This window comes from Massilia sp. DJPM01, assembly GCF_030348125.1.
Taxonomy (GTDB): Bacteria; Pseudomonadota; Gammaproteobacteria; order Burkholderiales; family Burkholderiaceae_D; genus Telluria_A; species Telluria_A frigida.
Map to the genome: position 1 here is coordinate 56,878 of NZ_JAQOZV010000019.1, position 24,576 is coordinate 81,453.

18 protein-coding genes are annotated in these 24,576 nt (G+C 64.9%); 9 read left to right on the plus strand and 9 right to left on the minus strand.

Going from position 1 to position 24,576, the window contains the following annotated elements:
- Positions 1-7: 7 nt before the first annotated feature.
- The 8 genes from PO883_RS14300 to PO883_RS14335 form a co-directional block, all read right to left on the minus strand.
- A complete protein-coding gene (locus PO883_RS14300) occupies positions 8-3,643 on the minus strand; it encodes a WGR and DUF4132 domain-containing protein (protein ID WP_289310372.1) in 3,636 nt (1,211 codons plus the stop codon).
- 89 nt (positions 3,644-3,732) lie between these two features.
- Entirely contained in the window at positions 3,733-7,476 is a 3,744-nt protein-coding gene (locus PO883_RS14305; RefSeq protein ID WP_289310373.1) for a DUF4132 domain-containing protein, read from the minus strand.
- A 35-nt stretch (positions 7,477-7,511) separates the two neighbouring features.
- Positions 7,512-8,984, minus strand: a complete 1,473-nt coding sequence (locus PO883_RS14310) for a WGR domain-containing protein (RefSeq protein WP_289310374.1) — start codon at positions 8,982-8,984, stop codon at positions 7,512-7,514.
- Positions 8,985-9,020: 36 nt separating this feature from the next.
- Positions 9,021-12,464 (minus strand): DUF4132 domain-containing protein, encoded by a 3,444-nt coding sequence (locus PO883_RS14315; RefSeq protein ID WP_289310375.1) that lies wholly within the window; start codon positions 12,462-12,464, stop codon positions 9,021-9,023.
- A 27-nt stretch (positions 12,465-12,491) separates the two neighbouring features.
- Positions 12,492-16,199, minus strand: a complete 3,708-nt coding sequence (locus PO883_RS14320; RefSeq protein WP_289310376.1) for a DUF4132 domain-containing protein — start codon at positions 16,197-16,199, stop codon at positions 12,492-12,494.
- 32 nt (positions 16,200-16,231) lie between these two features.
- Complete coding sequence (locus PO883_RS14325) at positions 16,232-16,519, minus strand: hypothetical protein (RefSeq protein ID WP_289310403.1); 288 nt, start codon at positions 16,517-16,519, stop codon at positions 16,232-16,234.
- Positions 16,440-17,009: a DUF4132 domain-containing protein gene (locus PO883_RS14330; protein ID WP_289310399.1), complete on the minus strand. Its 570-nt coding sequence runs from the start codon at positions 17,007-17,009 to the stop codon at positions 16,440-16,442. The genes PO883_RS14325 and PO883_RS14330 overlap by 80 nt, the downstream gene beginning before the upstream one ends.
- Positions 17,006-17,410, minus strand: coding sequence for a WGR domain-containing protein (locus PO883_RS14335; RefSeq protein ID WP_289310377.1), 405 nt, complete (start codon positions 17,408-17,410; stop codon positions 17,006-17,008). The genes PO883_RS14330 and PO883_RS14335 overlap by 4 nt, the downstream gene beginning before the upstream one ends.
- Positions 17,411-17,599: 189 nt before the next feature.
- Here PO883_RS14335 and PO883_RS14340 point away from each other — a divergent pair, with 189 nt between their 5' ends.
- Positions 17,600-18,325, plus strand: coding sequence for a tetratricopeptide repeat protein (locus tag PO883_RS14340; RefSeq protein WP_289310378.1), 726 nt, complete (start codon positions 17,600-17,602; stop codon positions 18,323-18,325).
- 34 nt (positions 18,326-18,359) lie between these two features.
- Here the strand turns inward: PO883_RS14340 and lexA are convergent, their stop codons facing one another.
- Complete coding sequence (lexA, locus tag PO883_RS14345) at positions 18,360-18,995, minus strand: transcriptional repressor LexA (protein WP_289310379.1); 636 nt, start codon at positions 18,993-18,995, stop codon at positions 18,360-18,362.
- Positions 18,996-19,127: 132 nt separating this feature from the next.
- On the opposite strand from lexA, the gene PO883_RS14350 reads away from it, so the two are divergent.
- The 8 genes from PO883_RS14350 (at position 19,128) to PO883_RS14385 (ending at position 24,509) form a co-directional block, all read left to right on the plus strand.
- Positions 19,128-19,574 (plus strand): DUF29 domain-containing protein, encoded by a 447-nt coding sequence (locus tag PO883_RS14350; RefSeq protein ID WP_289310380.1) that lies wholly within the window; start codon positions 19,128-19,130, stop codon positions 19,572-19,574.
- A gap of 138 nt (positions 19,575-19,712) precedes the next feature.
- Entirely contained in the window at positions 19,713-20,117 is a 405-nt protein-coding gene (rpsF, locus tag PO883_RS14355; RefSeq protein WP_054263949.1) for a 30S ribosomal protein S6, read from the plus strand.
- 41 nt (positions 20,118-20,158) lie between these two features.
- The gene (gene priB, locus PO883_RS14360; protein WP_167088443.1) at positions 20,159-20,452 is read left to right on the plus strand and encodes a primosomal replication protein N; all 294 of its coding nucleotides are present in this window, start codon (positions 20,159-20,161) and stop codon (positions 20,450-20,452) included.
- Positions 20,453-20,486: 34 nt separating this feature from the next.
- Positions 20,487-20,777 (plus strand): 30S ribosomal protein S18, encoded by a 291-nt coding sequence (rpsR, locus tag PO883_RS14365; protein WP_008450941.1) that lies wholly within the window; start codon positions 20,487-20,489, stop codon positions 20,775-20,777.
- A 27-nt stretch (positions 20,778-20,804) separates the two neighbouring features.
- Complete coding sequence (gene rplI / locus PO883_RS14370; protein WP_167088442.1) at positions 20,805-21,257, plus strand: 50S ribosomal protein L9; 453 nt, start codon at positions 20,805-20,807, stop codon at positions 21,255-21,257.
- 142 nt (positions 21,258-21,399) lie between these two features.
- Entirely contained in the window at positions 21,400-22,785 is a 1,386-nt protein-coding gene (locus tag PO883_RS14375; RefSeq protein ID WP_167088441.1) for a replicative DNA helicase, read from the plus strand.
- 75 nt (positions 22,786-22,860) lie between these two features.
- A complete protein-coding gene (locus PO883_RS14380; RefSeq protein WP_054263945.1) occupies positions 22,861-23,487 on the plus strand; it encodes a DUF47 domain-containing protein in 627 nt (208 codons plus the stop codon).
- 11 nt (positions 23,488-23,498) lie between these two features.
- Positions 23,499-24,509 (plus strand): inorganic phosphate transporter, encoded by a 1,011-nt coding sequence (locus PO883_RS14385; RefSeq protein ID WP_289310381.1) that lies wholly within the window; start codon positions 23,499-23,501, stop codon positions 24,507-24,509.
- Positions 24,510-24,576 lie beyond the last annotated feature (67 nt).

Genomic DNA, 24,576 nt, shown 5'->3' on the forward strand with positions numbered 1-24,576 from the left:
TCTTTTCTCATGCGCGCAACAATTCGAGATCGCGAATCAGCTCGCTGGCGGCAACCGGATCGAGCACCGACAGCGGCTGCGGCGTGCCGATGTCACCCCATTGGTTGATCGTGCCGACCTTGACCGCCTGTAAAGTCTGTTCCGAGTTGTCGTTGAGGTTATTCACGTCCAGGCCCGGATAGATCCCCAGCTCCACGCTCCACCCCGCGCCGATATCCTTGTTGTAAGCCCAGATGCCACCGGCGTCGCGTGCTTTTCCCCGATGCCAGCCTTTGTTCGTCAAACCCATCAGACGGTCGGCCGGCATTTCCAGGTGCACCCAGCGCAGCAGTTCATCGGTGGCCAGTTCGTCCTGCGTCAACGCATATGTCTCGCGGCCGATCTGGGGGAAGGGCTGCAGCAATTCATAATCCGCAAACAGCTTGCCGAATGCGTCCGCATCGCTGGCGGGCAGCTCGAGCGCATGCGCGATGCCGACGCGCGCCCCTGGCGGCATGACGTAGGCGTCGTCGGCGGCGTCCGTCAGCGCGCCGTCGGGGCCGACCCGAAAGCAGCCGGCCAGGCGCCCCCCGCAAGACGAATCGGCTTGGTAGACGCCCCATACGAGGCGCTGGACCAGGTGCCGCACCAGCGGATGCCTGGCCAGCAGCGCGAGAAAGGCGTCGCCGTCCCAGCGGCGGCGCGAGCACATCGCCGCTTCCAGCCGTTTTACCTGTTGCGCGGCGATGCTGCGGGCATCCTTCTTGAGCAGCTTGTAGGTATCCACAGCGCTTGCCGCCAGGTTGGTATCGTCGCTCCTGTTCGGCTTGGGCAGGTCGGTCAGGCGCATGCCGCCGGCGTCGCGCACAAATGGTTTCAGCGCTTCGTCGAAGCCAACCCGGAACTGGCGCGGACCGAAATCGAGCAGCAGCGAGCCTTGATCGTCCAGTCCCAACGTGGGCGCCAGGCGGTCTTCCAGTTCCTCCTGCGTCAGGCCGCGCGCGTCGGCGATCAGCTTGATTTTTTCGCGCGCGCTGTCCTGCAGCGCCTTGAACTTGAGCTTGAGCGCGACGCCGTTCAGGAGCATCAGCGCCAGGTCGGTCCCGATGCCGGCCAACACATCGAGTCCGATCACGGCGCGCGCATGCAGGCTTTCGCCAGGCCATGCGCGAATCAGCGGCGTGAGCTTGCGGGCGCTGTCGTCGTTGCCGAAGACGCCGAGGGCGGTCAACGCCCATTTTTCGGTTGGGTCGCCGCCGAGGTCGAGCCAGGCGCGGAACAGGTCCCATGCAAAGGCGTTCAGCGACGCCGGCGTGCAGGCTTGCCGCACCTGTTCGAGCCCGGCATACACCCCCTCGCTGCGCGGGAATTGCAGCATGATGCCGATCAGGCCGAGCGCCTCGTCGGACAATGGTTTGCCGTTGCTGCGCAGGCGAGGTCGGTACCAGCTGCGCGGCGCCCACAGGCCCGGCAGGGTGGGGATGTTGGCAGGATGGAGGTCGAGCGGGCCTTCGTCGAGCATCGCTTTCATGGCGCTGTCGACCGCCGCGATCCCATAACGGCGCGCGACGTCCGTCACTACCTGGCCGTGGCCATTGTCAGCCAGCAGGCGCAGTGCGGCGGCGGCGGCGGCGCGCGCCTTGCCGGCCTTGCCCAAGGCAGGTGCGATCAGTGCACAGGCGCTGTGTTCCGGGTTGGCCAGAAGCCAGCGGCGCGCGATTGCGCGGGCAGGCTTGTTCTTCAGTGTCGCCATTGCGTGCGCGACCGGGAACGCCAGCTCCACGGCGCCGAAGTGCAGCGCGTAGCACAAGTCTTCTTGCGGCCGTAGTTCACACATGGTGACCAGGCCCGGCAGGCAATCCAGGCCAAGCGTGGCGATCGCATATCCGGGGGAATTGAACTCGTGCTTTGCCAACGCCGTCCACACAGCCTTGTTGAACGGCGGCGGCAGATCGGCAATCAGCCGCACTTCGGCATGGAGGTTCATGCGCGGGTTCTGGTGCGTTTTCCACAGCGCGACGACAGCATCGACATCGCCGGCGGTAATCAGATCGGCCGGCGTGACAAAGCTGGTCTGTTCATACGGGTTATATTTATGGCGCCTCTCGTCGAGCACCGACTGGCGCTCTTCGGCGCTCCAGCGTTCGACCGGCGGCAGGAGCAAAGGTGCCAGATGGAGCGCCTTGGGGCGTGGTTTGCGGGCCGCCATCCATGGCGGGTTTTGGAGCACCGCCGGTAAATCGGCATTGTGGGCCATGTCGCCCGGAGCGCAGAAGCGCGCCGCCATATCGTCAAGCACGGTGAGCGCGGCGGGCGAAAGCCATGGGCGCAACGCGGGCAGGTCTGCAATATGGTCGGGAACCAGGCGGCTCAAGGCCGACCGCGCCAAACCAGGGGCTTGCTTGTCGTGGCCGAGCAGTTCGCTCAAGCCGGCAAGGGCCGCCCATGGCCAGCGCTTCGCTGCCGCTGCGAGCCGGGAGGGACTGCCGTTGTCCATGCCGCAGGCCAGTGCGAGTGCGCGGATGGCGTCCGGCGTGCCGATACCGGCGATGGCATCGGCGGTGATCCCGACGCTCACGCCATGTTTGAGCACTGCTATCGCATCGACGCCGCGGTCCCTGATCGCCGTGGCGATGAATGCCGGCTTGTCATAAAAGAGGGTGTAGGTAGCGCTGACGCTGTCGAGCAAGGCCAGGCTTTCGGGCTCGCGCACGGTCATGCGCAGCCATCCAGTCATGTCGTGCAGATAGTCGCCGCGCTGGACCATGGCGTCGGACAGCTCGGGCGCATCGGGTAGCAACACGGGGAATAATGGCTGCCGCCTGAGCGGAATATCGTTCAGCTTATCGCGCACGATCTGCACGCATGTTTGCCATACGTCCTGCGGCGCATGGACGAGATGGGTGCGCAGCGCCAGTTCGACGTTGGAATACGCGCCGAATGTTCCTTCAGAAGACCGATATTCCGCATTCCACATGGAGATTTCATGCCGGTGCGACGCGCCCAGATCGATATTGATTTTTTCCAGCTCAATTAAAGTGAGCAAGGCGTAGGGAAGCCCTTTTTCCGCCACCAGGAAGTCGAGGAAGTTCGTGTCGGCGCAAACGGCGTTCTCCCGGTCGAAGACGGTCGACGCAGCCAGCAGAATGACGTCGGACGCGGCCGAACCGCTGCGCAAGCCCTGTTCAATACGGATTGTCGCTTCAACGATTGCCTCTTTGCGCAAAGGACAGCAGTGTTTGGCATCAATGCGCGGCACTTCCCGTGCGCGTTTCAGGAATCGTGTCCAGCTCTTGTCGGCGTCGAGCACCGGTGGCGTTCCAGGGTACTGGCGCGTCGGCAGGGCCAGCGCCATCAGTGCGGGCGGCACATCGATCAAGGGCGACACCGCAAGCCATGGCGCGATGCCGGCTGGTGGCACGGGCGCTGGTTCATGCGCTGGTGCTATGGCGGGCAGCGGCGCGGGCGTGGCTGCCTGCACAACGGTGCCGGCGCCGGTTTCGACGTAGCCCTTTCCGGTTTTTTCGCGTATCAGTTTATCCATCGCCACCGCGGCTCCTGCCACGTCAGGGTGATGTTTGGTCTGCGCCTTGCCGCTGCTGCCATCTTGCGTGACTTCCCAGAATTTGCTGGACACGCCATCGTTCAATTCAAATCGTCTCATGTTCTCGTCATTGGCTTTATCAGGGACTGCATATGGTCAACACGCGCAGATGGTCAACATGCGCAGATGGTGAGTGGAGGAGCGCCGTATCAGGCGCGCAGCAGTTCGATGTCGCGAATCAGTTCGCTGGCCGCCACCGGGTCGAGCTGGGCCAGCGGCACGCCCGGGTCGACATTGCCATGCCGGTCGGAGTCGCCGAACAGCACCAGTTGCACGGTCTGTTCGGGATATTGGTCCATTGCGGCGATCACGATGCCCGGCTCGAACTGCAACTGGGCCAGGCGACCATCGCCCAGGGGCTTGCTGAAATCGCGAACGAAGCTGCGCTCGAGCGTGCGGCCACGGCGCCAGCCCCGGTTCGCCAGGCCCATGATGCTGCCGCTTGCTACCACCATGCCGTCCCAGCGCAGCAGCCGGTCCGACGCCAGTTCGGCAGGGTCGAGCGCATGCGTCGCGCGGTGGATCTGCGTGAACGGCTGCGTCAGTTCATAATCGGTGAACAGCTGGTCGAACGCGGCCAGGTCGCCGCCCTGCATATCGAGCGGATGGGGGATGCCGACGGCAATGCCGTCGTCCTGCGCCAGCAAGAAAGCATCGTCGGCGCCATCGGTGAGGGCACCGTCGGCACCGAGCCGGAAGCATGCTTGCAGGCGCTCGTCGCGATACATACCCCACACCAGGCGCTGCGCCAGGTGGCGCACCAGCCGATGGCCGGCGATGAGCTTCATGAAGTTGTCCACACTCCAGCGGCGCCGGGTACGCATGGCCGCATCCAGGCGGTTTACCTGAAGCGAGGCGATGCTGCGCGCATCTTTCCTGAGCTGCTTGTAGCGCTCCACTGCCGCGCGCGACAGCGCCTCATCATCGCTTTGCCGGGGCTTGGGCAAATCCGACAGCTGCGTGCCATACTGGTCGCGCACGACGGGACGCAAGGCTTCGTCGAAGCCGACCACGAAGTGGCGAGTACCGAAGTCGAGCCGCAGGACGCCTTGCTGGTCCAGTCCAAGGTCGGGCGCAAGGTGGTCTTCCAGTTCTTCGGGGGTCATGTCGCGCGCCTCGGCGATCTGCGCCATTTTCGCGCGCGCCGCTTCCTTGAGGCTGCCGGAATGGAAGTGGCGCACGATCGCGCTCAATTGCAGAAGGGCGGCATCGGTGCCGATCGCGCCCAGCACCTCGACGCCGCCGGCAGCGCGCGCATGCAGGGCTTCGGCCGGCCAGGCCCGCACCATGGGGCCGATCTTGTTGGCGATGGCGTCGTCACCCAGGATGCCGAGGGTGGAAAACGCCCAGTTATCCTTCGCGCTGCCGCCATCGTCCTCCCATGCGCGGAACAGATCCCATGCAAACGTGGTCAGCGAGTCCGGCGTGCAGGCCCGCTGTACCTGGGCCAGGCCGGCGTACACGCGCTCGTTACGGGGAAAGCGCAGCATGTCGCCGAACGCTTCGATCGCCGCATCCGGCAGTGCCTTGCCGTTGCTGGCCAGGCGCGGGCGGGGCCAGTCGCGCGGACGCCAGAATTGCGGTGCCGCGCCCCATTTGGCAGGGTAGAGGTCAAGCGGATGTTGGTCGAGCAGGGCGCGCAGCGCGGTGCCGGCCGCCCGTTGCCCGTAGCGCGCGGCCACCTCCATCAACAGGACATCGTGGCCTGCGGCGGCCAGCATGCGCAAGGTATCGGCGGCGTGTTCGCGCGCGCTGCCGGCCTTGCCCAGTGCAGGCGCAAGCAGGGCGCAGGCTGCGTGTTCGGGATACGCCAGCAGCCACTCGCGCGCGCTGGCGCGTATGGCTTTGGTCTTCAGTGTCATGTAGGCGCGCGCAATCGGCAGACCCAGTTCGACCGCACCGATGTGGCGCGTATAACGCAAGGCTTCGGCCGGGTGGTGCTCGCACATGGCCACCAGGGCGGGCAGGCCACGCAGGCCGAAGGTGGCAACCGCATAGCCGGGGGAATTGATCGGGTGCTGGGCGCATGCATTCCATACCGCCAGGCTGAACGGCGCGGGCATGTCCGCGATGATGCGCACGCAAGCGCTGAAGTACTCGCGATTGCGCGCCGCCTGCTCCCATATGGCGATCAGGGCGGGCACGTCGCCGGCCGCGATGGCTGCGCCAGCCTGGCTCGGCGCGCTGTGAGTATGGTCGAGATAGGGGTAGATGGTGAGGCGCTTGTCCATGCGCATTTGCTCGCGCTCGTCGTCACTCCAGCGCTCGACAGGAGCGAGCGGCAGCGCTGCCAGCGACAGGGCTGGCGCCGCTTTTTTGCGCGGCGCCAGCCAGGGCGGATTGGCCAGCACGGGCGGCAGATCGGCACTGTCGGCCAGCGCGTGGCTGGCATGGTCCGGCGCCAGGCTGTCGAGCAAGGCTGCCGCCGGTGCCGAAATCCATGGTCTGAAAGCGGCCAGGTTGTCGGCGTGGTCGTAGGCGAGTGTGATCAGCATGGCGCGGAACAGGTGGGGAACCTGCTGGTCGGCGGCAATCAGTTCAGCCAGGCCGGCAATTGACGCCAGCGGCCAGCGCTGCACGGCGCGCTGGAGGCGCAGGCGCGCATTGATGCTGCGCTGGCGCACAAAATAGTCGCCCGCGAGGATCAGGTCGCGGCCCAGCGCCTGGATCGCCTCCGGCGTGCCGAACCAGATCAGCGCTTCGGCAAGCCGGTCGGTTTCGGTGCACCTTTGCAGCAGTGCGATGGTCCCGCTACCGCGCTCCTGGACCAGCGTGGCCAGGGCAGTGTGGGCGTCGTCGTCCGACAGCCTGCTGCCAGTGGCCCCGATCGAGATCAGCGCCATGCTGACCAGAGGGGAAGCGGCCATCAGGTTCATCCACATGGAGACGTTATCCATCGGGTTTGCGCTGTTCTGCAGTATCAGGTCGGCGAGGTCGGTGGCGTCGGGCAGGATAACGGCCAGCAGGGGACGCCGCCGTGGCGGCAGGCGCACTACATTGGCGCGGGCCAGGTGCACGCACCGGTCCCAGTCGATCTGGCTGGCGTGCGCGAGGTGCCGTCGCAATGCCAGCTCGGTTGTCGTCAAGCGGTGGATTTCATCACCCGGCGCGCGCACCCGCCAGCACGCGACCGGCTCGGCGCCCGAGGTGTCGAGCAGTTGCTCGGCCACCACGTTTTCCAGTGCTGTCAGCAGCACTTCCAGCGCATGTGGCAATCCTTTTTCTGCGGCCAGGAAGTCAAGGAAGGGAAACCCGTCGCTGCCATCGCAGGGCAGTCGGAATCGCGCGGAGACCGACAACATGATGGCGTCAGACAGCAGGCTGCCGTCACGCGAACCCTGCTCGATGCGCCGGGTGGCCTCGGCAACGCCATCGCGCAGGTCTTTATCGCACATATCGACGCCTGCTGGGCAGAATTGGCGCGCATGCTTGAGGTACACCGCCCATGCGCGCTCGGCGTCGCCCTGTGGCGGCGCACCGGGAAAGCGGCGCGAGGGCAGGGCCAGCGCGGCGATATCGGGCGGGATATCGAGTGCCGGCCCAGCGGCCAGCCATGGCGCGGCCATGCCGACGAGCGATGGTGCGGGCGCTACGGGCATCGGTGGCGACGGTAGCGGCGCCGGTACGCTCGGCGCAGGTTTGACAGGGGTGGGCATGGGTGCCGGCGGCGCCTGCATGCATGCGCCGGACGTCGTCGCCACGTAGCCTTTGGCGGTCTTTTCACGCACCAGTTTTGCCAGGGCCGCAGCGGCCATGGCCTCGTCCGCGTGGGTTTTGCACTGGCGCTGGCCGCCAGTGCCGATCCGGCCGTAGCAGACCGTGACATCGCTGCCGTCCCGGCTCACTTCCCAGAATTTGCTGGAAACGCCATCGCTCAATTCAAATCGCCGCATCGTTCATCCTGAATATAAAAGTGTGGTCGCGCCGCTCAGGCGCCCAGATCCTGCATGTCGCGTATCAGTTCACTGGCGACGATGGCACCCAGCGTCGACAGGGGGTAACGTGCCGCTTTTCCGTTGACTGTATCGCCGTCCACAACGCGCACTTCCTTCAAGCGCTGTTCCGGCTCGTGCTCGGGCATGCCGACGATCAGGCCGGGATCGAGCTGCTCGCCGGGCCAGGCGCGGATCAGGGGCGTGAGCTTGCGCGCGATGCCGTCGCTGCCGAACAGCCCCAGGGCGGTGAAGGCCCAGTTTTCACCGGGGTCGCCGCCTGCGGCGGTCCAGGCGCTGAACAGGTCCCACGCGAAGCGGCTCAGCGACGATGGCGTGCACGCTTGCCGTACCTGATCGATGCCTGCGTATGGATGGTCGGACCTGGGAAAGCGCAGCATCACCCCGATGGCGTCGAGCGCCGCGTCGGGAAGCACCTTGCCGTTGAACAGGCATGGACGGGGCCATTTCCCAGGCTGCCAGAATGCTGGCAGCGGCGCGATTTTGCTCGGAAAACGTTCGAGCGGATCGTCGTCCAGCAGGGCGCGCAATGCCGTTTCCACGGCTTCCTGCCGATAGCGGCTGGCGACCTGCGTCAACACCGCTTCGTGGCCGCCGCTGGCGAGCAGGCGCAGCACCGCAACAGCGGCATCGCGCGCGCTGTTGTTCTTCTGGCTGGCGTAGGCGCGCGCCACAGGCAACGCCAGTTCGGTGGCGCCGAAATACTTCGCATACGGCAGCTCGATGGCGGGCCGGCGCTCGATCATGATGGCCAGCGCTGGCACGCTGGCCAGGCCGAGCGTGCCGATGGCATAGCCGGGCGAATTGATTTCCCGCTTTGCCACGGCGGTCAGCAAGGCCGCATTGAATGGCGCGGGCAGGTCGGTGACGCTGTCCACGCAGCTGCCGATTTTGTCGTTCCCCAGGTAATCGACCCAGAGCGCCACCACACGGTCCACATCGCCTACCGCCATCGCTGCTTCGGCGTCAGGCGGGCCCTCGTAGCGGCGCCAGTTATAGGGAGAGACGTCGTATCGGGTCGTGCTGCACATGGCCTGGCGTTCCTCCGGCGTCCAGCGCGCGATCGGCGCCAGTGCGAGTGGCTTGAGCGCCAGGATCGTGTGGTTCTTCCTGGCGGGCTTTGTCCACGGTGGGGCCGCGAGCACCGGTGGCAGCTCCTCCAGGCTGGCCGGCACGTTGTGCGATGCGGCCGCACACGGTGCGATCCCGCCCGCTGCCGGCGTCGGTTCGATGACTGCCCCGGCGCTGGTCTCGACATAGCCCTTGGCGATTTTTTCGCGAATCAGTTTTTCCATCGCGGCACCGGCGCTGGCGCTGTCGGCGTAGCTTTTACACTGGCGCTGACCGGCGCTGCCGATCCTGCCGAAGCCGATATGGAGATCGCTGCCTGCATGGTCGACTTGCCAGAATTTGCTCGAAACATCATCACTGTATTCAAATCGTCGCATCGCGTGTCCTGAATGTAAATTAGTGCCGGCGCCGTCTCATGCGCACAGATTGTTCATGTCGCGTATCAGCTCACTGACCGCCACCGGGTCGAGCGCGGACAGCGCAACCGGCTGGCCGATACCGCCCCATGTGTCGCCGCGCCCGACCCGCACGTCGCCCACGGTCTGCTCGGGATATTCGCCGGTGATCCCGGCGATCAGGCCCGGCGTGATGTGCAGCTCGGCCAGGTGCGCGGCATCGAGTGCCTTGGTGAAGGTCCAGATGCTGCCGCCGTCGCGCACCGGTCCCCGGCGCCAGCCCTTGTTCACCAGGCCCATGACGCGCCCACTCGGCACCAGCTTGCCGTCCCAGCGCGCCAGGGTTTCCCGGCCCGCTTCGGCGTCGTCCAGCCGGTAGGTGTCGCGCCCGATCTGCGCGAACGGTTGCAGCAGTTCGTAGTCGGAAAACAGGCTGGCGAAGGCTTGTGCATCGCCTGCGGGAAGGTCCAGCGCATGCACGATGCCGATCCGCGCCGCGTGGTCCGGCGGCAGGTCGACAGCGTCGTCGGCCGCCGTGGTGAACATGCCGTCGGAGGCGACCCGGAAGCACGCCAGCAGCGCATTGCCTTCGACACTGTACAGGCCCCAGACCAGGCGCTGCACCAGATGGCGCAGCAGCGGGTGGTGTGCCAGGAAGTCGATGAAGACCTGCCGCTGCCAGCGCCGCTGCGCGCACATCGCCATTTCCAGCCGCAGCACCTGTTGCGCGGCGATGGTGCGTGCGTCTTTCTTGAGCAGCGTGTAGCGTTTTACCGCCGCTGCCGACAAGGCCGGGTCGTCGCTCTTTTTCGGCTTGGGCAGATCCGGCAGGCGCGTGCCGGCGCTGTCGCGCACGCAGGGTTTGAGCGTTTCGTCGAAGCCGACGCGGAACTGGCGCGGGCCGAAGTCGAGCAGCAGCGTGCCTTGATCGTCCAAGTCCAGGTCGGGCGCCAGGCGGTCTTCCAGTTCCTCGGTGCTTAGGCCGCGCGCCTCGGCGATGGCGGCTATCTTGTCGCGGGCGCGGTCCTGCAGTGCCTTGAACTTGACCTTTTGCGCGATCCCATTGAGCAGCATCAGGGCGATATCGCTGCCGATCAATGCCAGCACATCCAGCCCGGCGATGGCGCGCGCGCTGAGGCTTTCGCCGGGCCAGGCGCGCAGCAGGGGCGAGAGCATGCGCGCGCTGTCGTCGTTGCCGATCAGGCCGAGCGCGAAGAAGGCCCAGTTTTCCTTCGGCTGCGCGCCATCTTCGACCCAGGCGCGGAACAGCTCCCAGGCGAAATCGGCCAGCGAGTCCGGCGTGCATGCTTCTTTGAGCAGGGCGACGCCGGCATAGATACCGTCGGCATGCGGAAAGCGCAGCATGGCGCCGATCGTGTCGAGCGTGGCGTCGGGCAGCGCCTTGCCGCTTGCGGCCAGGAGAGGACGGGTCCACAGATGCGGTGTCCATAACGGCGGCAAGGCGGTAATTTTGGCCGGGTGCAGGTCGAGCGGATCTTCATCGAGCATGGCGTGCATGGCGCCCGTCACGGCTGGCTGATCATAGCGGCTGGCGGCGTCGAGCAGCAACGCGCGCTGGCCGGCCGCATCGAGCAGCCGCAGCGCGCTGCGGGCCTGGTCACGCGCGCCGCCTGGCTTGCCGAGTGCGGGCGCAATCAGGCCGCTGGCGGCGTGTTCCGGGTTCGCCAGCAGCCAGTCGCCGGCACATGCACGCAGTTCTTTGCTTTTCAGGGTGGCCCAGGCGCGCGCCACTGGCGCGGCCAGTTCGACGGCGCCGAAGTGGCGTGCATACGCCAGGTCCTGCGCCGGGCGCCGCTCGATCATGCTCACCAGGCCGGGCAGCCCTTCCAGGCCAAGGGTTGCAATCGCGTAGCCGGGCAGATTGACCTCGACCTGCGCGACGGCGTTCCAGACCTGCGCGTTGAGCGGCGCGGGCAGATCGGCGATCATGCGCGCGGCGTCGTTGAGGTGCTTGCCGCCGGCAAGGCAGGCCAGCCAGGCGCCGATGATGGTCGCTGCCTCGGCGTGGGCGGTGGCCTCGGCCGACACCTGCGGGTCCGGCTCGCTCTTGTAAGAGCTGACCGTGTAGCGTGGCTGCTTGCGCAGGCGGGCGCGTTCCTCCTCGCTCCAGCGCATGATTGGGGCCAGCGGCAAGGGCGCCAGCGTCAGTGGCGGCGCGGCTTTCTTCTTTTTCGCCGTCCATGGCGGGTTGGCCAGGATGGCCGGCAGGTCGGATGCGGCCGCGATATCGCGCACGGTGAGGTAGTGCGCGGCGGCGTTGGACAGCACCTTCCATGCGCGCGGCGAGAGCCACGGCTGGTAAGCCGGCACGCTGGCGGTATGCCGCGCGACCAGCGCGGCCAGGAAGCGGCGCGCGCGCGCCGGGCCGCAGTGGTCCCTGCCGATCAATTCGCTCAGCACCGCAATGGCGGCCTGCGGCCAGCGTTCGGCCGCCAGCGCAAAGCGCGCGCACTGCGCCTCGCCGTGCTCGCATGCCAGCGCCAATACGGTCAGCGACTCGGTGGTGCCGATGCAGGCCAGCGCCATGGCCGCCGCTTCTTCATGCATCGCCCCGTGTTTCAGGGCGTCGACCGCATCGACGCCGCGATCGCGCACGATCGTCACAAGCGCTTGCTGCGAGCGGCCAAAGTCGATATCGGCGGCGTGGCACGTGTTGCGCCACTTACGGATCGCTTTCATCGCTTCCGGCGACGTGGCGTAGGCAAGCAGCCATCCATATTGGGACAGCCAGTCGAGGCCATAGTAGCTTGGCGGCGGCTGCAGCGTCAGGGTGATGGCGTCGGCGATGTGCGGTGCGTCGGGCAGCAAGGCCGCCAGCAGCGGGCGGCGGCAGGTGTACAGACGCTCGATCGCGGCATGGGCGATGCGCACGCATTCTTCCCAGACGTCGTCGGGCGCCAGCGCGAGGTAGCTGCGCAGCGTCATCTCGGTGGGGTCGTACATGTCGTTACGCAGGCAGCCGCGCGGGTCGGATGCGGCGCGCACGCCATGGCCAGCCCTGGTCGACTCGATGGCGGTGCATTCCATGCCGATCAGTGCTTCGAGCGCATGCGGCAGGCCGCGCTCGGCGGCCAGCACGTCGATCAGGGAGGCGCCACCGATCAGCGGCAGATAAGGAAAATCCAGATGGCGTTCGAGCGCCAGCAGCACCGCATCGCAGGCTGCCGAACCGAGCCGTTCGCCGCTGGCGATGCGCGCGGCCGCCTCGCGCACGAGGTGTAGGTCGTCCGAACCGGCCGGGTCGAGCGCGCAGTGCTGGCGCGCCGCCGCGATGAAGCGGTCCCAGATGGCGCCGGTGTCGGGGCAGGGCGCCGGCCCGGGAAAGCGGCGCGAGGGCAGCGCTTCGGCCGCCAGTGCGGCGGGAAGATCGACCAGTGGGCCGATTGCGAGCCAGGGCGCCAGGACGCCGCTTGCGCTATCGCGCGATTGAGGATGGTTCATTGTTTGTATTGTGTCGTAAGTGGCTGTTCATGCGCATAGTCGCACTAGTTCCCGAATCAGTTCGCTGGTGGCCGCTGTATCGAGCGACGCCAACGGCACGCTGGGGCGCATGCCTGCTTGGCCCGCGCACGCGATCACAACGCCGCCAAGCGTTTGTTCCGCGCTGTCGCCTGGCATGCCAACCATGATGCCGGGTGCGAAATCCAGTGTCGCGGTATATCCGCTGCCGAGGACCTTGACGATTTGCCAGATCGTGCCGCCATCCTGCATTTTTCCGCGCCGCCAGCCCTGGTTGAGCAGGCCGAGCAGGCTTGCGGTGGGAACCACCGTGCCGTTCCAGCGGCCGAGCGCATGATGCTTCTTTTCGAGGTCGTCCAGGGTGTACGTGTCACGGCCGATCTGCGCGAATGGCTGCAGCAGCTCGTAGTCCGCGAACAGCCGGGCGAAGGCGTCGGCGTCGGCTGGCGCCAGCGCGAGCGCGTGGGCAATGCCGACGACCGCGTCTTGCGCCAGCACGAAGGCGTCGTCATTGGCGTCGCTGAGCGCTCCTTCCGGCGTGACCCGGAAGCAGGCCTGCAACTGGCCGCCATTGGCGTCGTACACGCCCCATACAAGGCGCTGGGCCAGGTGGCGCACCAGCGGGTGCGCGACCATGCAATCGTAAAACACCCGCACCGGCCAGCGCCGCTGCGCGCACATGGCCAGCTCCAGCCGCAGCACCTGCTGACCGGCGATGGTGCGCGCATCCTTCTTGAGCAGCTTGAAGCGCTTGACCGCCGCCGTCGCCAGATCGGCATCGTCGCTCTTTTTCGGCTTGGGCAAGTCGGCGCTGCGCTTGCCGTCGGCCGCGCGCACGAATGGTGCGAGCGTTTCGTCGAAGCCGACCCGGAACTGGCGCGGGCCGAAGTCGAGCAGCAGGGCGCCTTGTTCATCCAGGCCCAGGTCGGGCGCCAGGCGGTCTTCCAGTTCGTCGCTCGCCAGGCCGCGCGCTTCGGCGATTTCCTTGATCTTTTCCTGCGCGCGGTCCTGCAGCGCCTTGAACTTGAGTTTTTGGGCGACGCCGTTGAGCAGCATCAGGGCGATATCGCTGCCGATCAGCGCGAGCACGTCCAGGCCGACAACGGCGCGCGCATGCAGGCCCTGGCCGGGCCAGTCGCGCAGCAGGCGGGTAAGCCTGCGCGCGCTCTCGTCGTTACCGAGCAGGCCAAGTGCGTGGAACGCCCAGATCTCCTTGCCCTTGGCGCCGTCGTCAGTCCAGGCGCGAAACAGGTCCCAGGCGAAAGCGGCCAGCGAATCGGGCGTGCATGCTTGTTTCAGTTCGCCGACCCCGGCATACACACCGTCGGCGTGCGGGAAGCGCAGCATGACGCCAATCGCATCCATCGCGTCATCCGGCAGGGCCTTGCCGCTGGCGGCCAGCAGGGGACGGGTCCATACCAGCGCAGTCCAGAAGGCCGGCAGCTTGCCGATCCTGGCCGGGTAGCGCTGCAGCGGGCTTTGGCCGAGCATGGCGCGCATGGCGGCGCTGACGTCGGGCTGGCGGTAGCGAGCGGCCACGTCCAGCAACAGGTCGGCATGGCCGGCGGCGGCCAGCACGCGCAGGGATTGGCGCGCATGGTCGCGTTCCACTCCCGCCTGGCCCAGGGCCGGGGCAATCAGGCCGCAGGCGGCGTGCTCGGGAAAATCGAGCAGCCAGGCGCGCGCCTGGGCCAGCAGCGCCTTGCTCTTGAGCGTCGCATACGCGCGCGCCACCGGCGCGGCCAGGTCGACCGCGCCGAAGTACTGTACATATTCCATTTCCCTCGTTGGCGCCGACGTGAACATGTCGACCAAGGCCGGCAGGGCGTCCACGCCGAGCCGGGCGATGGCGTAGCCCGGGCGCGTCATGCCCATGTGCGCCAGCGCGTTCCATACGCGCGCATTCATCGGTGCCGGCAAGTCCGCGATCGCGCGCGCCTGCTCCTGAAGGCATTCGTTCGGATCGAGGCAGTCGACCCAGGGCGCCAGGCTGCCGTCGGTATCGATGTCATCGACCGCCCGCACCGCGCCCGCCATCGGATATTGACGGCGAACGAGGTAGTCCTGGTAGCGGTAGCCGTCGGCGGCGACGCGTTCGCGTTCGGCCTCGCTCCAGCGTACGACGGGATCGAGCGCCAAGGCTGCGAGCGCAAACGGCTGCGCTTCTTGCATGGCCGGCTGGCGCCACGGCGGCGCGGCCAGCACCAGCGGCAGTTCGCTCGGGTCCGCACAGTCGCGGCCCCCGAGGTACTGGGCGGCGGCGACCGACAGCACTTCCCACGCCGGCGCCGAAATCCATGGTTTGAGGGCGGGCACGCGGTGCGCGTGGGTTGCCACGACGCTGGCCAGGGCCGCACGCGCGCCGCCCGGTCCGCAGTGGTCCTTGCCAATCAATTCGCTCAGCGCCGCCATGGCAGCATCGGGCCATCGCTGTCCGGCCGCGCACATATGGGTGAACCAATTTTCTCCATAGCCCCATGCCAGTGCGCGCAGCGCTTCCGGCGTACCGATGCAGGCCAGGGCCTGTTGCGCGGCGTCCGCGCCCCGGCCGCCTTCGAGCGCTTCGAGCGCTTCGGGGCCGCGGTCGCGCAATGCGGTGGCCACGCTCATCAAGGAGCTGTCGAAGTCGCGCGGCGACAGGCGCTGGTGCGGTGGCCAAAGGCGCAACGCCTGGCGCGCCTCGGGCGATGTGGCGTACGCGATCAGCCAGCTGTAGTTGCAGCACCACCAGCGGCCGCCTTCATAGTCTGGTTCGGGCGCCAGCATCAGAGCCAGTTCGTTAGCCAGTTGCGGCGCGTCCGGCAGCAGCGCGGCCAGCAGCGGCAGGGAACGCGAGGGCAGCGCCCCGGCCGCCTCGCGCGCGCGCTGTACCGCTTGCTCCCACAGCGCCTGCGGGGCGTGCGCCAGGTGGGCGCGCAACCCCAGTTGGGTGAGGCCGTACAGCGCAAAGGGACCGGCTTCCCTGGTCTCGACCTTGTTCCACGACTCGGCGCTCCATCGGCTCTGTTCCTCGATGCCGACGCGTTGCAGCATGATTAGGATATCGAAGGCGTACGCCAGCCCCTTGTCGGCGACCAGCACATCGATGAACGGGCAGCCTTCGGACGCTGGCCGCTGTTTTTCGTTGATGATCTCCGTGGCCAGCAGGATGACATCGGACGCTGGTGAACCAAGCCGCTTGCCCTTGGCGATGCGGGTGATGGCCTCGATCACGCCCTCCTTCAAACTGGCGTCGCAGCCGGTCGCCCGCAGTACGCAATGGGCGCGCACGCGCTCGAGGAACAGCGCCCAGCGCGCGTCGCCGTCGGTGCTCGGCGGCGGGCCGGGGTGGCGGCGCGAGGGCAGGGCGTGGGCGGCCAGTGCGGGCGTTAACTCGAACTGCGGATCGGCGTCGAGCCAGGGCGGCGCGTCACCCGGCGCCGCCGGCGTAACCGGCGCAGCCCTCGGGGCCACGGCCTTGACCGCAGCGGGAGTGGCCGCGGCGGCCGTCGCCACGGCGGCCGTCGCTGCGCTGGTTTCAGCGTAGCCCTTGGCGGTTTTTTCGCCGATCAGCTTAGCCATCGCCGCCGCCGCCCTGGCTGCGCCGGCGTGGTTCTTGGATTGGCGCTGTCCGGCCGTGCCGATCTTGCCGAAGCCGATATGCAGGGCGTCGCCGGCCTGTTCGATTTCCCAGAATTTGCTGGAAACGCCATCATTAAATTCAAATCGCCGCATCATTTACCTGCCTGTATAGTGTGTCAATGGTCCGCTCATGCGCATAACTGCTCCATCACCCGGATAAATTCGCCGACAACGACCGGGTCCAGCGCGGACAAGCGCGCGCCCGCGTCGACGCTGTAGTGTTCGAGAACCAGCCTGACCAGCGTCTGCGCCTTGTCAGCGTTGATCAGCCCTGTCGTCAGGCCCGGTGCGATGTGCACGTGCGCCACCTTGCCCTGGCCGAGCCACCTTGAAAATTCAAACGCTTCGCCGCCGCTGCCGATGTCGCGGTGCCAGCCCCGTTCGGCCAGGCCAAGCAGACGCCCGGTACTGACCACGGCGCCGTCCCAGCACCAGGTGGCGCAGCAGCGGGTGGCCGGCCAGGAAGTCACGGAAGGCTTGCACCGTCCAGCGCCGCCGCCCGCACATCGCCTGTTCCAGGCGCAGCACCCGCTGGGCGGCGATGGTGCGCGCGTCTTTCTTGAGCAGCTTGTAGCGCTCCACGGCGGCTGCCGCCAGTTCGGCGTCGTCGGTCTTTTTCGGCTTGGGCAGCTGGTCCAGGCGTGCGCCCTGCGCATCGCGCAGGCAAGGCTTGAGCGCCTCGTCGAAGCCGGCGCGGAACTGGCGCGAGCCGAAGTCGAGCTGCATTTCGCCCTGTGGGTCCAGGTCCAGGTCGGGCACCAGGCGCTCTTCCAGTTCCTCGGTGCTCAGTTCGAGCGCCGCAGCGATCTCGCCGATTTTGTCGTAGGCGTGGTGCTGCAGTGCCTGGAATTTGACCTTTTGCGCGATCCCGTGCAGGAGCATCAGGGCGGTGTCGCTGCCGATCATGGCCAGCACGTCGAGGCCTGCTCACGCAATAGCATGTCGCCCTCGCTGTAATTGTCGTAGATAGAGTAGCCTGAATTGTCCCGTTCGGCGCAGATGTCGATGTCGCGCGCTACGCCGGGAAACCGGCGCGACGGCATCGCCAGCGCCGCCACCTCGGGCGAGATGTCGACCAGCGGCTCGACCGCCAGCCAGGGCGCCGCGCCGCTTTCAGCGTAGCCCTTGCCGGTTTTTTCGCGAATCAGCTTGTCCATCGCCGCCGCCGTGGCGTGGTCCGGATGGGTCTTGGTTTGCCGTTGTCCCGCCGCGCCCACCTTGCCGTAGCGGACATGGACATCGCAGCCGTCCTGGTCGACTTCCCGGAATTTGTCGGACGCGCCCTGGTCATAGTCGAAACGTCGCAATGGGCGTCCTAACTGGGCTTGAAGGAAAGAGGGGGGCGGCTACCGGCGCGCGCCGCACTCTTGTTTCGCTTGCTCATAAGTAGTGATAAGTGTTGCAAAAAATAATACTTTACGGCAAAGCGGTGTCCCTGTCGAGCCGCACCAATCCGGTTATGATGCGCATCCGGACATCCCATCGTGAGACGTGCAATGAAGAAATCCCTGTTTTGCCTGGCATTGATGCTGGGCGGCGTGGCGCAAGCGGACGAGCTGGCCGACGCCAACGCCTTGTTCGCGAAAAAATCGTATCCGCAAGCGCTGCAGCTCTACACCAAGCTGGCCAACGCCGGCAATGCCGAAGCCCAGTTGCACATGGGCGAAATGTATTTTTACGGCGAGGCGGGGACGGTGGACCTGGCCAAGGCCGAAGCCTGGTTCAAGAAATCGGCGGCCAAGGGCAACAAGACCGCCGCCGGCTCGCTCGCGATGATCAACAAGCGCGCAACGCGGCGCGCCGAGCTTGATTACTGGATATCCAAATACGATGGCGCCGAGCTCAGCGCGGGCCAGTTCCGCTGCCCGGTGCCGCGCATTCCGGCCATGTCGAAGCAGAACGATGAAATCGAGAGCGTGTCGGCCAAGGTCGCGGCCTGGCAGGATTGCTACAACGGCTTCGTGCGCAACCTCAACGAGGCCAGTCCGCTGACCAAGCGCATTCCCAAGGAGGTGGCCGACCTGCTGACCAAGGACGAAGCCGAACAGTCGCGCGTGCATCTGGAAGGCGTGTATGCCGGCATCGCCGAAAACGCCAAGGTCTCGGCCAAGCTGGTGCTGGCCGACTTCGGCGCCTGGCGCAGTGCCACCGACGCCTATATCAAGGAACACAACCGGATCGTCACCGAAGCGGCGACGACGGCGCCGCGCAAGGGCGACTAGACGGCACGGGCGCAGTGGAACAGCGCCCGCACGCTCAGTTCCAGCTGCGCATCAATCCTACCGCGAGGCCTTCGAGCGCGAACTCGTCGGTCGCCGGATCGACATGGATGACCTTGAAGTCCGGATTTTCCGGCAGCAGTTCGATCAGCGAGCCGGTCTTTTTGTAGCGCTTGACGGTGACATCGTCACCGATCCGGGCCACCACGATCTGGCCATTCTTGGCGCTGTCGACCTTTTTGACGGCCAGCAGGTCGCCATCCATGATGCCGGCGTCGCGCATCGACCAGCCACGCACCTTGAGCAGGAAATCGGGACGCGCCGAGAACATCGCCGGGTCCACGCTGTAGGTCGCTTCCACATGCTCCTGCGCGAGGATGGGCGAACCGGCAGCCACGCGCCCAACCAGCGGCAGCGATATCAGCAGGTTCGGCGGCGGCATGGCAATGGCGTCGACGCTGGCGCCGATCAGGCGGATGCCGCGCGAGGTGCCGGGCGAAATTTCGATGGCGCCCTTGCGCGCGAGCGCCTGCAGATGCTCTTCGGCCGCGTTGGCCGACTTGAAGCCCAGTTCATTGGCGATCTCGGCACGGGTGGGAGGAAAGCCCGTGTTCTCGATCGCATCCTTGATCAGGTTGAGGATTTGTTCTTGCCGTGGTGTGAGCTTGATCATCGGTATGCGGGACTGTGTATATGGACAGACTGTATTTTTGTACAGTATTTCGCGCAATGCAAGGGTTAATTGGCCGAACAGGCGAATTATTTGCGATGGGCGCTGTCCAACAAGCAGCGGAGGAGGTGCGTCATGGGTCGGCGTGAGGTTCCACGGGTGAGTTATGAGGAGGATTTTGTGCTGTGGCTTGAGCCGCAAGTGAGTTTGTTGCGCGCGCGCCAGTTCGGGCAGCTTGATATCGACAATCTGGTAGAGGAGCTTGAGGGCATGACCGGCCGTGATCGCAGGGAGCTAAGCAGCCGCCTGAAGGTGGTGGCGATTCACCTGCTTGAGTGCCAATATCAGCCCAAGCGTAAGTCAAGCAGCTGGCTAAATACGCTTGCCCACCAGCGTGACGAAATCGCACAGTTGTTGCAAGACAGTCCCAGTCTTGTTCGTGACATTCCAGCACTTGCCAGGCGCCGCTATCGGCAAGCCGTACTGGCTGCGGCGCGAGAAACCCGCCTGCCCCCAAAGGCATTTCCAACCGAACTCCCCTACAGCGCAGCCCAACTGCTGGACGACGACTTCGTGCCGTGAACAGTGCCCGATCGCACAAGTGCCGCACTGCGTCCTTGATTGTTGCTGCATTACACGCTATAATTGCCGGCTTTCCCTTCCCACACTCGTCTTGACGCCGAGGTGGGCATTTGTTTAAACGTCCCTAAGGAGTTATGCATGCGTCATTATGAAATCGTTTTTATCGTCCACCCGGACCAAAGCGAGCAAGTCCCGGCGATGATCGAACGCTACAAAGCCAGCGTAACCACGCGCGGCGGTTCGGTTCACCGTGTTGAAGACTGGGGCCGTCGTCAGATGGCTTACTCGATCCAGAAGCTGCCAAAAGCGCACTACATCTGCCTGAACATCGAATGCGACAACGAGACCCTCGTGGAACTCGAAACCGCGTTCAAATTCAATGATGCCGTGCTGCGTCACCTCACCGTTAAGATGAAGAAGGCTGAAACCGCGCCGTCGCCGATGATGAAATCGGTACAACGTGAAGACGCAGCCAAGAGCCACCGCACTGAAGCCCCTGCTCCTGCAGCCGCTCCAGCGCCAGCTCCAGCCGCAGCAGCGTAATTGTTGACCGGGATCCCTGAACGCGACTTGACCTCACCCCGGTGAATCAACTCCAGTTCGTAGCCCTGATTTGCGAGCGCGACGTATTGCGCTATACCCCGGCCGGCGTGCCGATCGTGACCGCCACTCTGATGCACAGTTCGCAGCAGATGGAAGCAGGGGTAGCCAGGTTGGTCGAATTCGACATCACCGCGCTTGCCGCGGGCGAGATTTCGGGACGATTCAGCCAGGCCGAATTGGGCGCCGTGCATCAGTTCACGGGATTTTTGGCCAAGAAGAACCGCAGCAGCAAAAGCCTGGTGTTTCACATCATTGATTTCTGTGCCGCCGCCTGACGCGACAGCACATTTTTAGATACAGGAGCCTCAAATGGCATTCGGTAAAAAATTCGACAAGAACAAGCTCAAGCTTAAAGAAAAGCGCAAACAACAGAACCCACTGTTCAAGCGTAAGAAATTCTGCCGCTTCACCGCAGCAAACGTTGAACAGGTCGACTACAAAGACGTAGACACCCTGAAAGACTTCGTCCAGGAAAACGGCAAGATCATGCCAGCACGCCTGACCGGTACCAAGGCGCACTACCAGCGCCAGGTTGACACCGCAATCAAGCGCGCCCGCTACCTCGCGCTGCTGCCATACACCGATCTGCACCACGCTTAATCGCTGCGGATAAACTGGAGAAACTCTATGCAAATCATTCTGTTGGAAAAAGTTGTTAACGTCGGCAACCTGGGCGATGTTGTTAAAGTCAAAGACGGTTACGCACGTAACTTCCTGATCCCGCAACGCATGGCTCGCCGTGCTACCGCATCGGCCGTCGCTGAATTTGAAGTCAAGCGCGCCGAACTGGAAAAAGCAGCAGCTGCCAAGCTGGCCGCTTCCCAGGCCCAAGGCGACAAGCTGGGCGGCATGACCATCTCGATCGCTCAAAAAGCGGGCGTCGATGGCCGTCTGTTCGGTTCGGTCACCAACTTCGACATCGCTGAAGCGCTGACGAAAGCTGGTTTCGCTGTAGAAAAAGCGCAAGTACGCATGCCTACCGGCCCGCTGAAAACGACTGGCGAGCACGCTGTTGCAGTCGCCCTGCACACCGACGTCGTTGTCGAGATCACCATCGCTGTTGTTGGCGAAGCTGCCTAAGCGACATCAAGTCATATTGTTGCCTTGCAAGCATCATGCTTGCAAGGCAACTACAAAAAAGCCGGGTTTTCCCGGCTTTTTTTACGCCCGAATCTCCCCAATTATGTCAGCCAGTTGACCCGAAGCAGGTATAATTCGCGCCATGAACGCACCATCCGATCCGCAGCTAGACGCTCTCCGCATCCCGCCCCATTCCATCGAAGCAGAACAATCTGTGATCGGTGGTTTGCTGCGCGATAACGCCGCGTTCGACCGCATTGCCGACATGATGCATGCGGACGACTTCTACCGCTACGATCACCGCATCATCTTCGAGCAGATCGTCAAGCTGATCAACCAGTCGAAACCGGCCGACGTGATCACCGTGTTCGAGGCGCTCTCCAACATCGCCAAGGCCGAGGATGTGGGTGGCTTGCAGTACCTGAACGCGATGGCGCAGAACACGCCGTCGGCGGCCAACATCCGGCGCTACGCCGAGATCGTGCGCGACCGCGGCGTGCTGCGCAAACTGATCACCGTGGCCGACGAAATTTCCGGCAATGCGTTCAACCCGCAAGGCAAGGAAGTCAAGCAGATGCTCGACGAAGCCGAGTCCAAGATCTTCGCCATCGCCGAACAGGGCGCGCGCGGATCGCAAGGCTGGCTCGCGGTGCAGCCGCTGCTCACGCAGGTGGTCGAGCGTATCGATGAACTGTACAGCCGCGACAACCAGAGCGAAATCACGGGCGTGCCGACCGGCTTCATCGACCTTGACCGCATGACCTCCGGCCTGCAGCCGGGCGACCTGGTGATCGTGGCCGGCCGTCCATCGATGGGCAAGACCGCGTTCTCGGTCAACATCGGCGAGAACGTGGCGATCGAAGCCGGCTTGCCGGTCGCGATCTTTTCGATGGAGATGGGCGGCACCCAGCTGGCCATGCGTATGCTCGGTTCGGTCGGCCAGCTCGACCAGCACCGCCTGCGCACCGGCCGCCTGAACGACGAAGACTGGCCGCGCCTGACGCACGCGATCCAGAAAATGAACGATGCCCAGCTGTACATCGACGAGACCCCGGCATTGAATCCGATCGAGCTGCGCGCGCGCTCGCGCCGCCTGTCGCGCCAGTGCGGCAAGCTTGGCCTGATCATCATCGACTACATCCAGCTCATGACGGGCAGCCAGCCGGGCGACAACCGCGCCTCGGAGATTTCCGAGATTTCGCGTAGCCTGAAAGGCCTGGCGAAAGAGCTGCACTGTCCCGTGATCGCCCTGTCGCAGCTGAACCGGTCGCTGGAACAACGCCCCAACAAACGTCCCATCATGTCCGACTTGCGCGAATCGGGCGCTATCGAGCAGGATGCCGACGTCATCATCTTCCTGTATCGCGATGAAGTCTACAACCCGGATTCGCCCGACAAGGGCACCGCGGAGATCATCATCGGCAAACAGCGTAATGGCCCGATTGGCTCGATACGACTGACCTGGATCGGACAGTACACCAAATTCGGTAACTACAGCGGTAACCTGGCGGTCTACCAGGGCGACTAAATCACGATGCCGCCGCCACGAGCGGCGGCCTTCTGCAGTATCAATTACGCTTTAACGCGCTTTAACGGAGAAACCATGTTTGGACGCCTGATGCCCACCGAGGGCAAATTTTTTGAGCTCTTCAACCAGCACGCTGCACTGTGCGTGAAGGGCGCGCATGAAATGGTTGGCCTGATGACCAACTTCGACGATCTCGAAAACCGCGTCCACGCGATCGAAAGCATCGAAAAGCAAGCCGACAAGATCACCTACGCCACGGTCGACATGCTGCACAAGACCTTCATCACCCCGATCGACCGCGACGACATCCACAAGCTGATCACGCGCATGGACGACATCCTCGACCTGATGGAAGATGCGGCGCAGACGGTTTCGCTGTACGACCTGAAAGCGGTGACGCCGGAAGCGAAGCGCCTGGCCGAACTGTGCCTGGCCTGCTGCCAGAAAGTCGAGCAAGCCGTCGGCCTGCTGCACAACATGGACAACTCGCAAAAGATCGTCGCCATCTGCGAAGAGATCGACCGCCTCGAATCGGACGCCGACCATGTCATGCGCGCCGCCATGTCGAAGCTGTTCCGCGATGAACCGGACGTGCGCAACCTGATCAAGCTCAAAGCAATCTACGAGATCCTCGAAACCGTCACCGACCGCTGCGAGGATGTTGCCAACATCATCGAAGGCATCATCGTCGAAAACGCGTAAGCGGGACGAGCATGGAACATATCCAAATCAGCATTTACGTGCTCGGCATGTTGATCGCGCTGGCGCTGCTGTTCGACTTCATGAACGGCTTCCACGATGCGGCCAACGCGATCGCGACCGTGGTCTCGACGGGCGTGCTCAAACCGCAGAGCGCGGTGGCCATGGCTGCCGTCTTCAACTTCATCGCCATCGGCGTGGTCGGCCTGCACGTGGCCACCACCCTGAGCAAGGGCACCATCGACCCCAAGGTGGTGGACCACTACGTCATTTTCGGGGCCCTGGTCGGGGCCATCATCTGGAACCTGATCACCTGGTATTACGGCATTCCTTCCTCCTCCTCGCACGCGCTGATCGGCGGCCTGGTGGGCGCCGCGGTGGCCAAGTCCGGCACCGGTGCACTGGTTGGCGCGGGCTTGCTCAAGACCGTCATCTTCATCGTGGTCGCGCCGCTGCTCGGTTTTGCGCTGGGCTCGATCATCATGCTCATTGTGGCGTGGGTGTTCGTCAAATCGACGCCGCGCAAGGTCGATACCTGGTTCCGCCGCCTGCAGCTGGCATCGGCCGCAGCGTATAGCCTGGGCCACGGTGGCAATGACGCGCAAAAGACCATGGGCATCATCTGGATGCTGCTCATCGCCAGCGGCTACACCGACGCCGCCGACAAGGCGCCGCCGAGCTGGGTCATCATCTCGTGCTACGCGGCGATCAGCTTCGGTACGCTGTTCGGCGGCTGGCGCATCGTCAAGACCATGGGCCAGAAGATCACCAAGCTCAAACCGGTGGGCGGCTTTTGCGCCGAAACCGGCGGCGCGATCACGCTGATCCTGTCGAGCTATTTCGGTATTCCCGTCTCGACCACGCACACCATCACCGGCGCCATCGTCGGCGTGGGTTCGTCGCAGAAAATGTCGGCGGTGCGCTGGGGCGTGGCCGGCAATATCGTGTGGGCCTGGATTTTCACGATCCCGGCGTCGGCCTTCATGGCGGCGGTGGCTTGGTGGATCGGTACCCACATCATGTAAGCCAGGCACGCGCCTGACAAAAAAGAGCCGCCGGTTGCGACCTGCGGTTTTTTTTCGCCCAGCCGCT

Coding starts and splice junctions, on each gene's coding strand:
- rpsF (WP_054263949.1), top strand. CDS start 19,713: ATGCGTCATTATGAAATCGTTTTTATCGTCCACCCGGACCAAAGCGAG.
- rpsR (WP_008450941.1), top strand. CDS start 20,487: ATGGCATTCGGTAAAAAATTCGACAAGAACAAGCTCAAGCTTAAAGAA.
- PO883_RS14385 (WP_289310381.1), top strand. CDS start 23,499: ATGGAACATATCCAAATCAGCATTTACGTGCTCGGCATGTTGATCGCG.
- PO883_RS14340 (WP_289310378.1), top strand. CDS start 17,600: ATGAAGAAATCCCTGTTTTGCCTGGCATTGATGCTGGGCGGCGTGGCG.
- PO883_RS14350 (WP_289310380.1), top strand. CDS start 19,128: ATGGGTCGGCGTGAGGTTCCACGGGTGAGTTATGAGGAGGATTTTGTG.
- PO883_RS14380 (WP_054263945.1), top strand. CDS start 22,861: ATGTTTGGACGCCTGATGCCCACCGAGGGCAAATTTTTTGAGCTCTTC.
- PO883_RS14375 (WP_167088441.1), top strand. CDS start 21,400: ATGAACGCACCATCCGATCCGCAGCTAGACGCTCTCCGCATCCCGCCC.
- lexA (WP_289310379.1), bottom strand. CDS start 18,995: ATGATCAAGCTCACACCACGGCAAGAACAAATCCTCAACCTGATCAAG.
- rplI (WP_167088442.1), top strand. CDS start 20,805: ATGCAAATCATTCTGTTGGAAAAAGTTGTTAACGTCGGCAACCTGGGC.
- PO883_RS14310 (WP_289310374.1), bottom strand. CDS start 8,984: ATGCGACGATTTGAATACAGTGATGATGTTTCGAGCAAATTCTGGCAA.
- PO883_RS14315 (WP_289310375.1), bottom strand. CDS start 12,464: ATGAACCATCCTCAATCGCGCGATAGCGCAAGCGGCGTCCTGGCGCCC.
- PO883_RS14305 (WP_289310373.1), bottom strand. CDS start 7,476: ATGCGGCGATTTGAATTGAGCGATGGCGTTTCCAGCAAATTCTGGGAA.
- PO883_RS14330 (WP_289310399.1), bottom strand. CDS start 17,009: ATGATCGGCAGCGACACCGCCCTGATGCTCCTGCACGGGATCGCGCAA.
- PO883_RS14320 (WP_289310376.1), bottom strand. CDS start 16,199: ATGATGCGGCGATTTGAATTTAATGATGGCGTTTCCAGCAAATTCTGG.
- PO883_RS14300 (WP_289310372.1), bottom strand. CDS start 3,643: ATGAGACGATTTGAATTGAACGATGGCGTGTCCAGCAAATTCTGGGAA.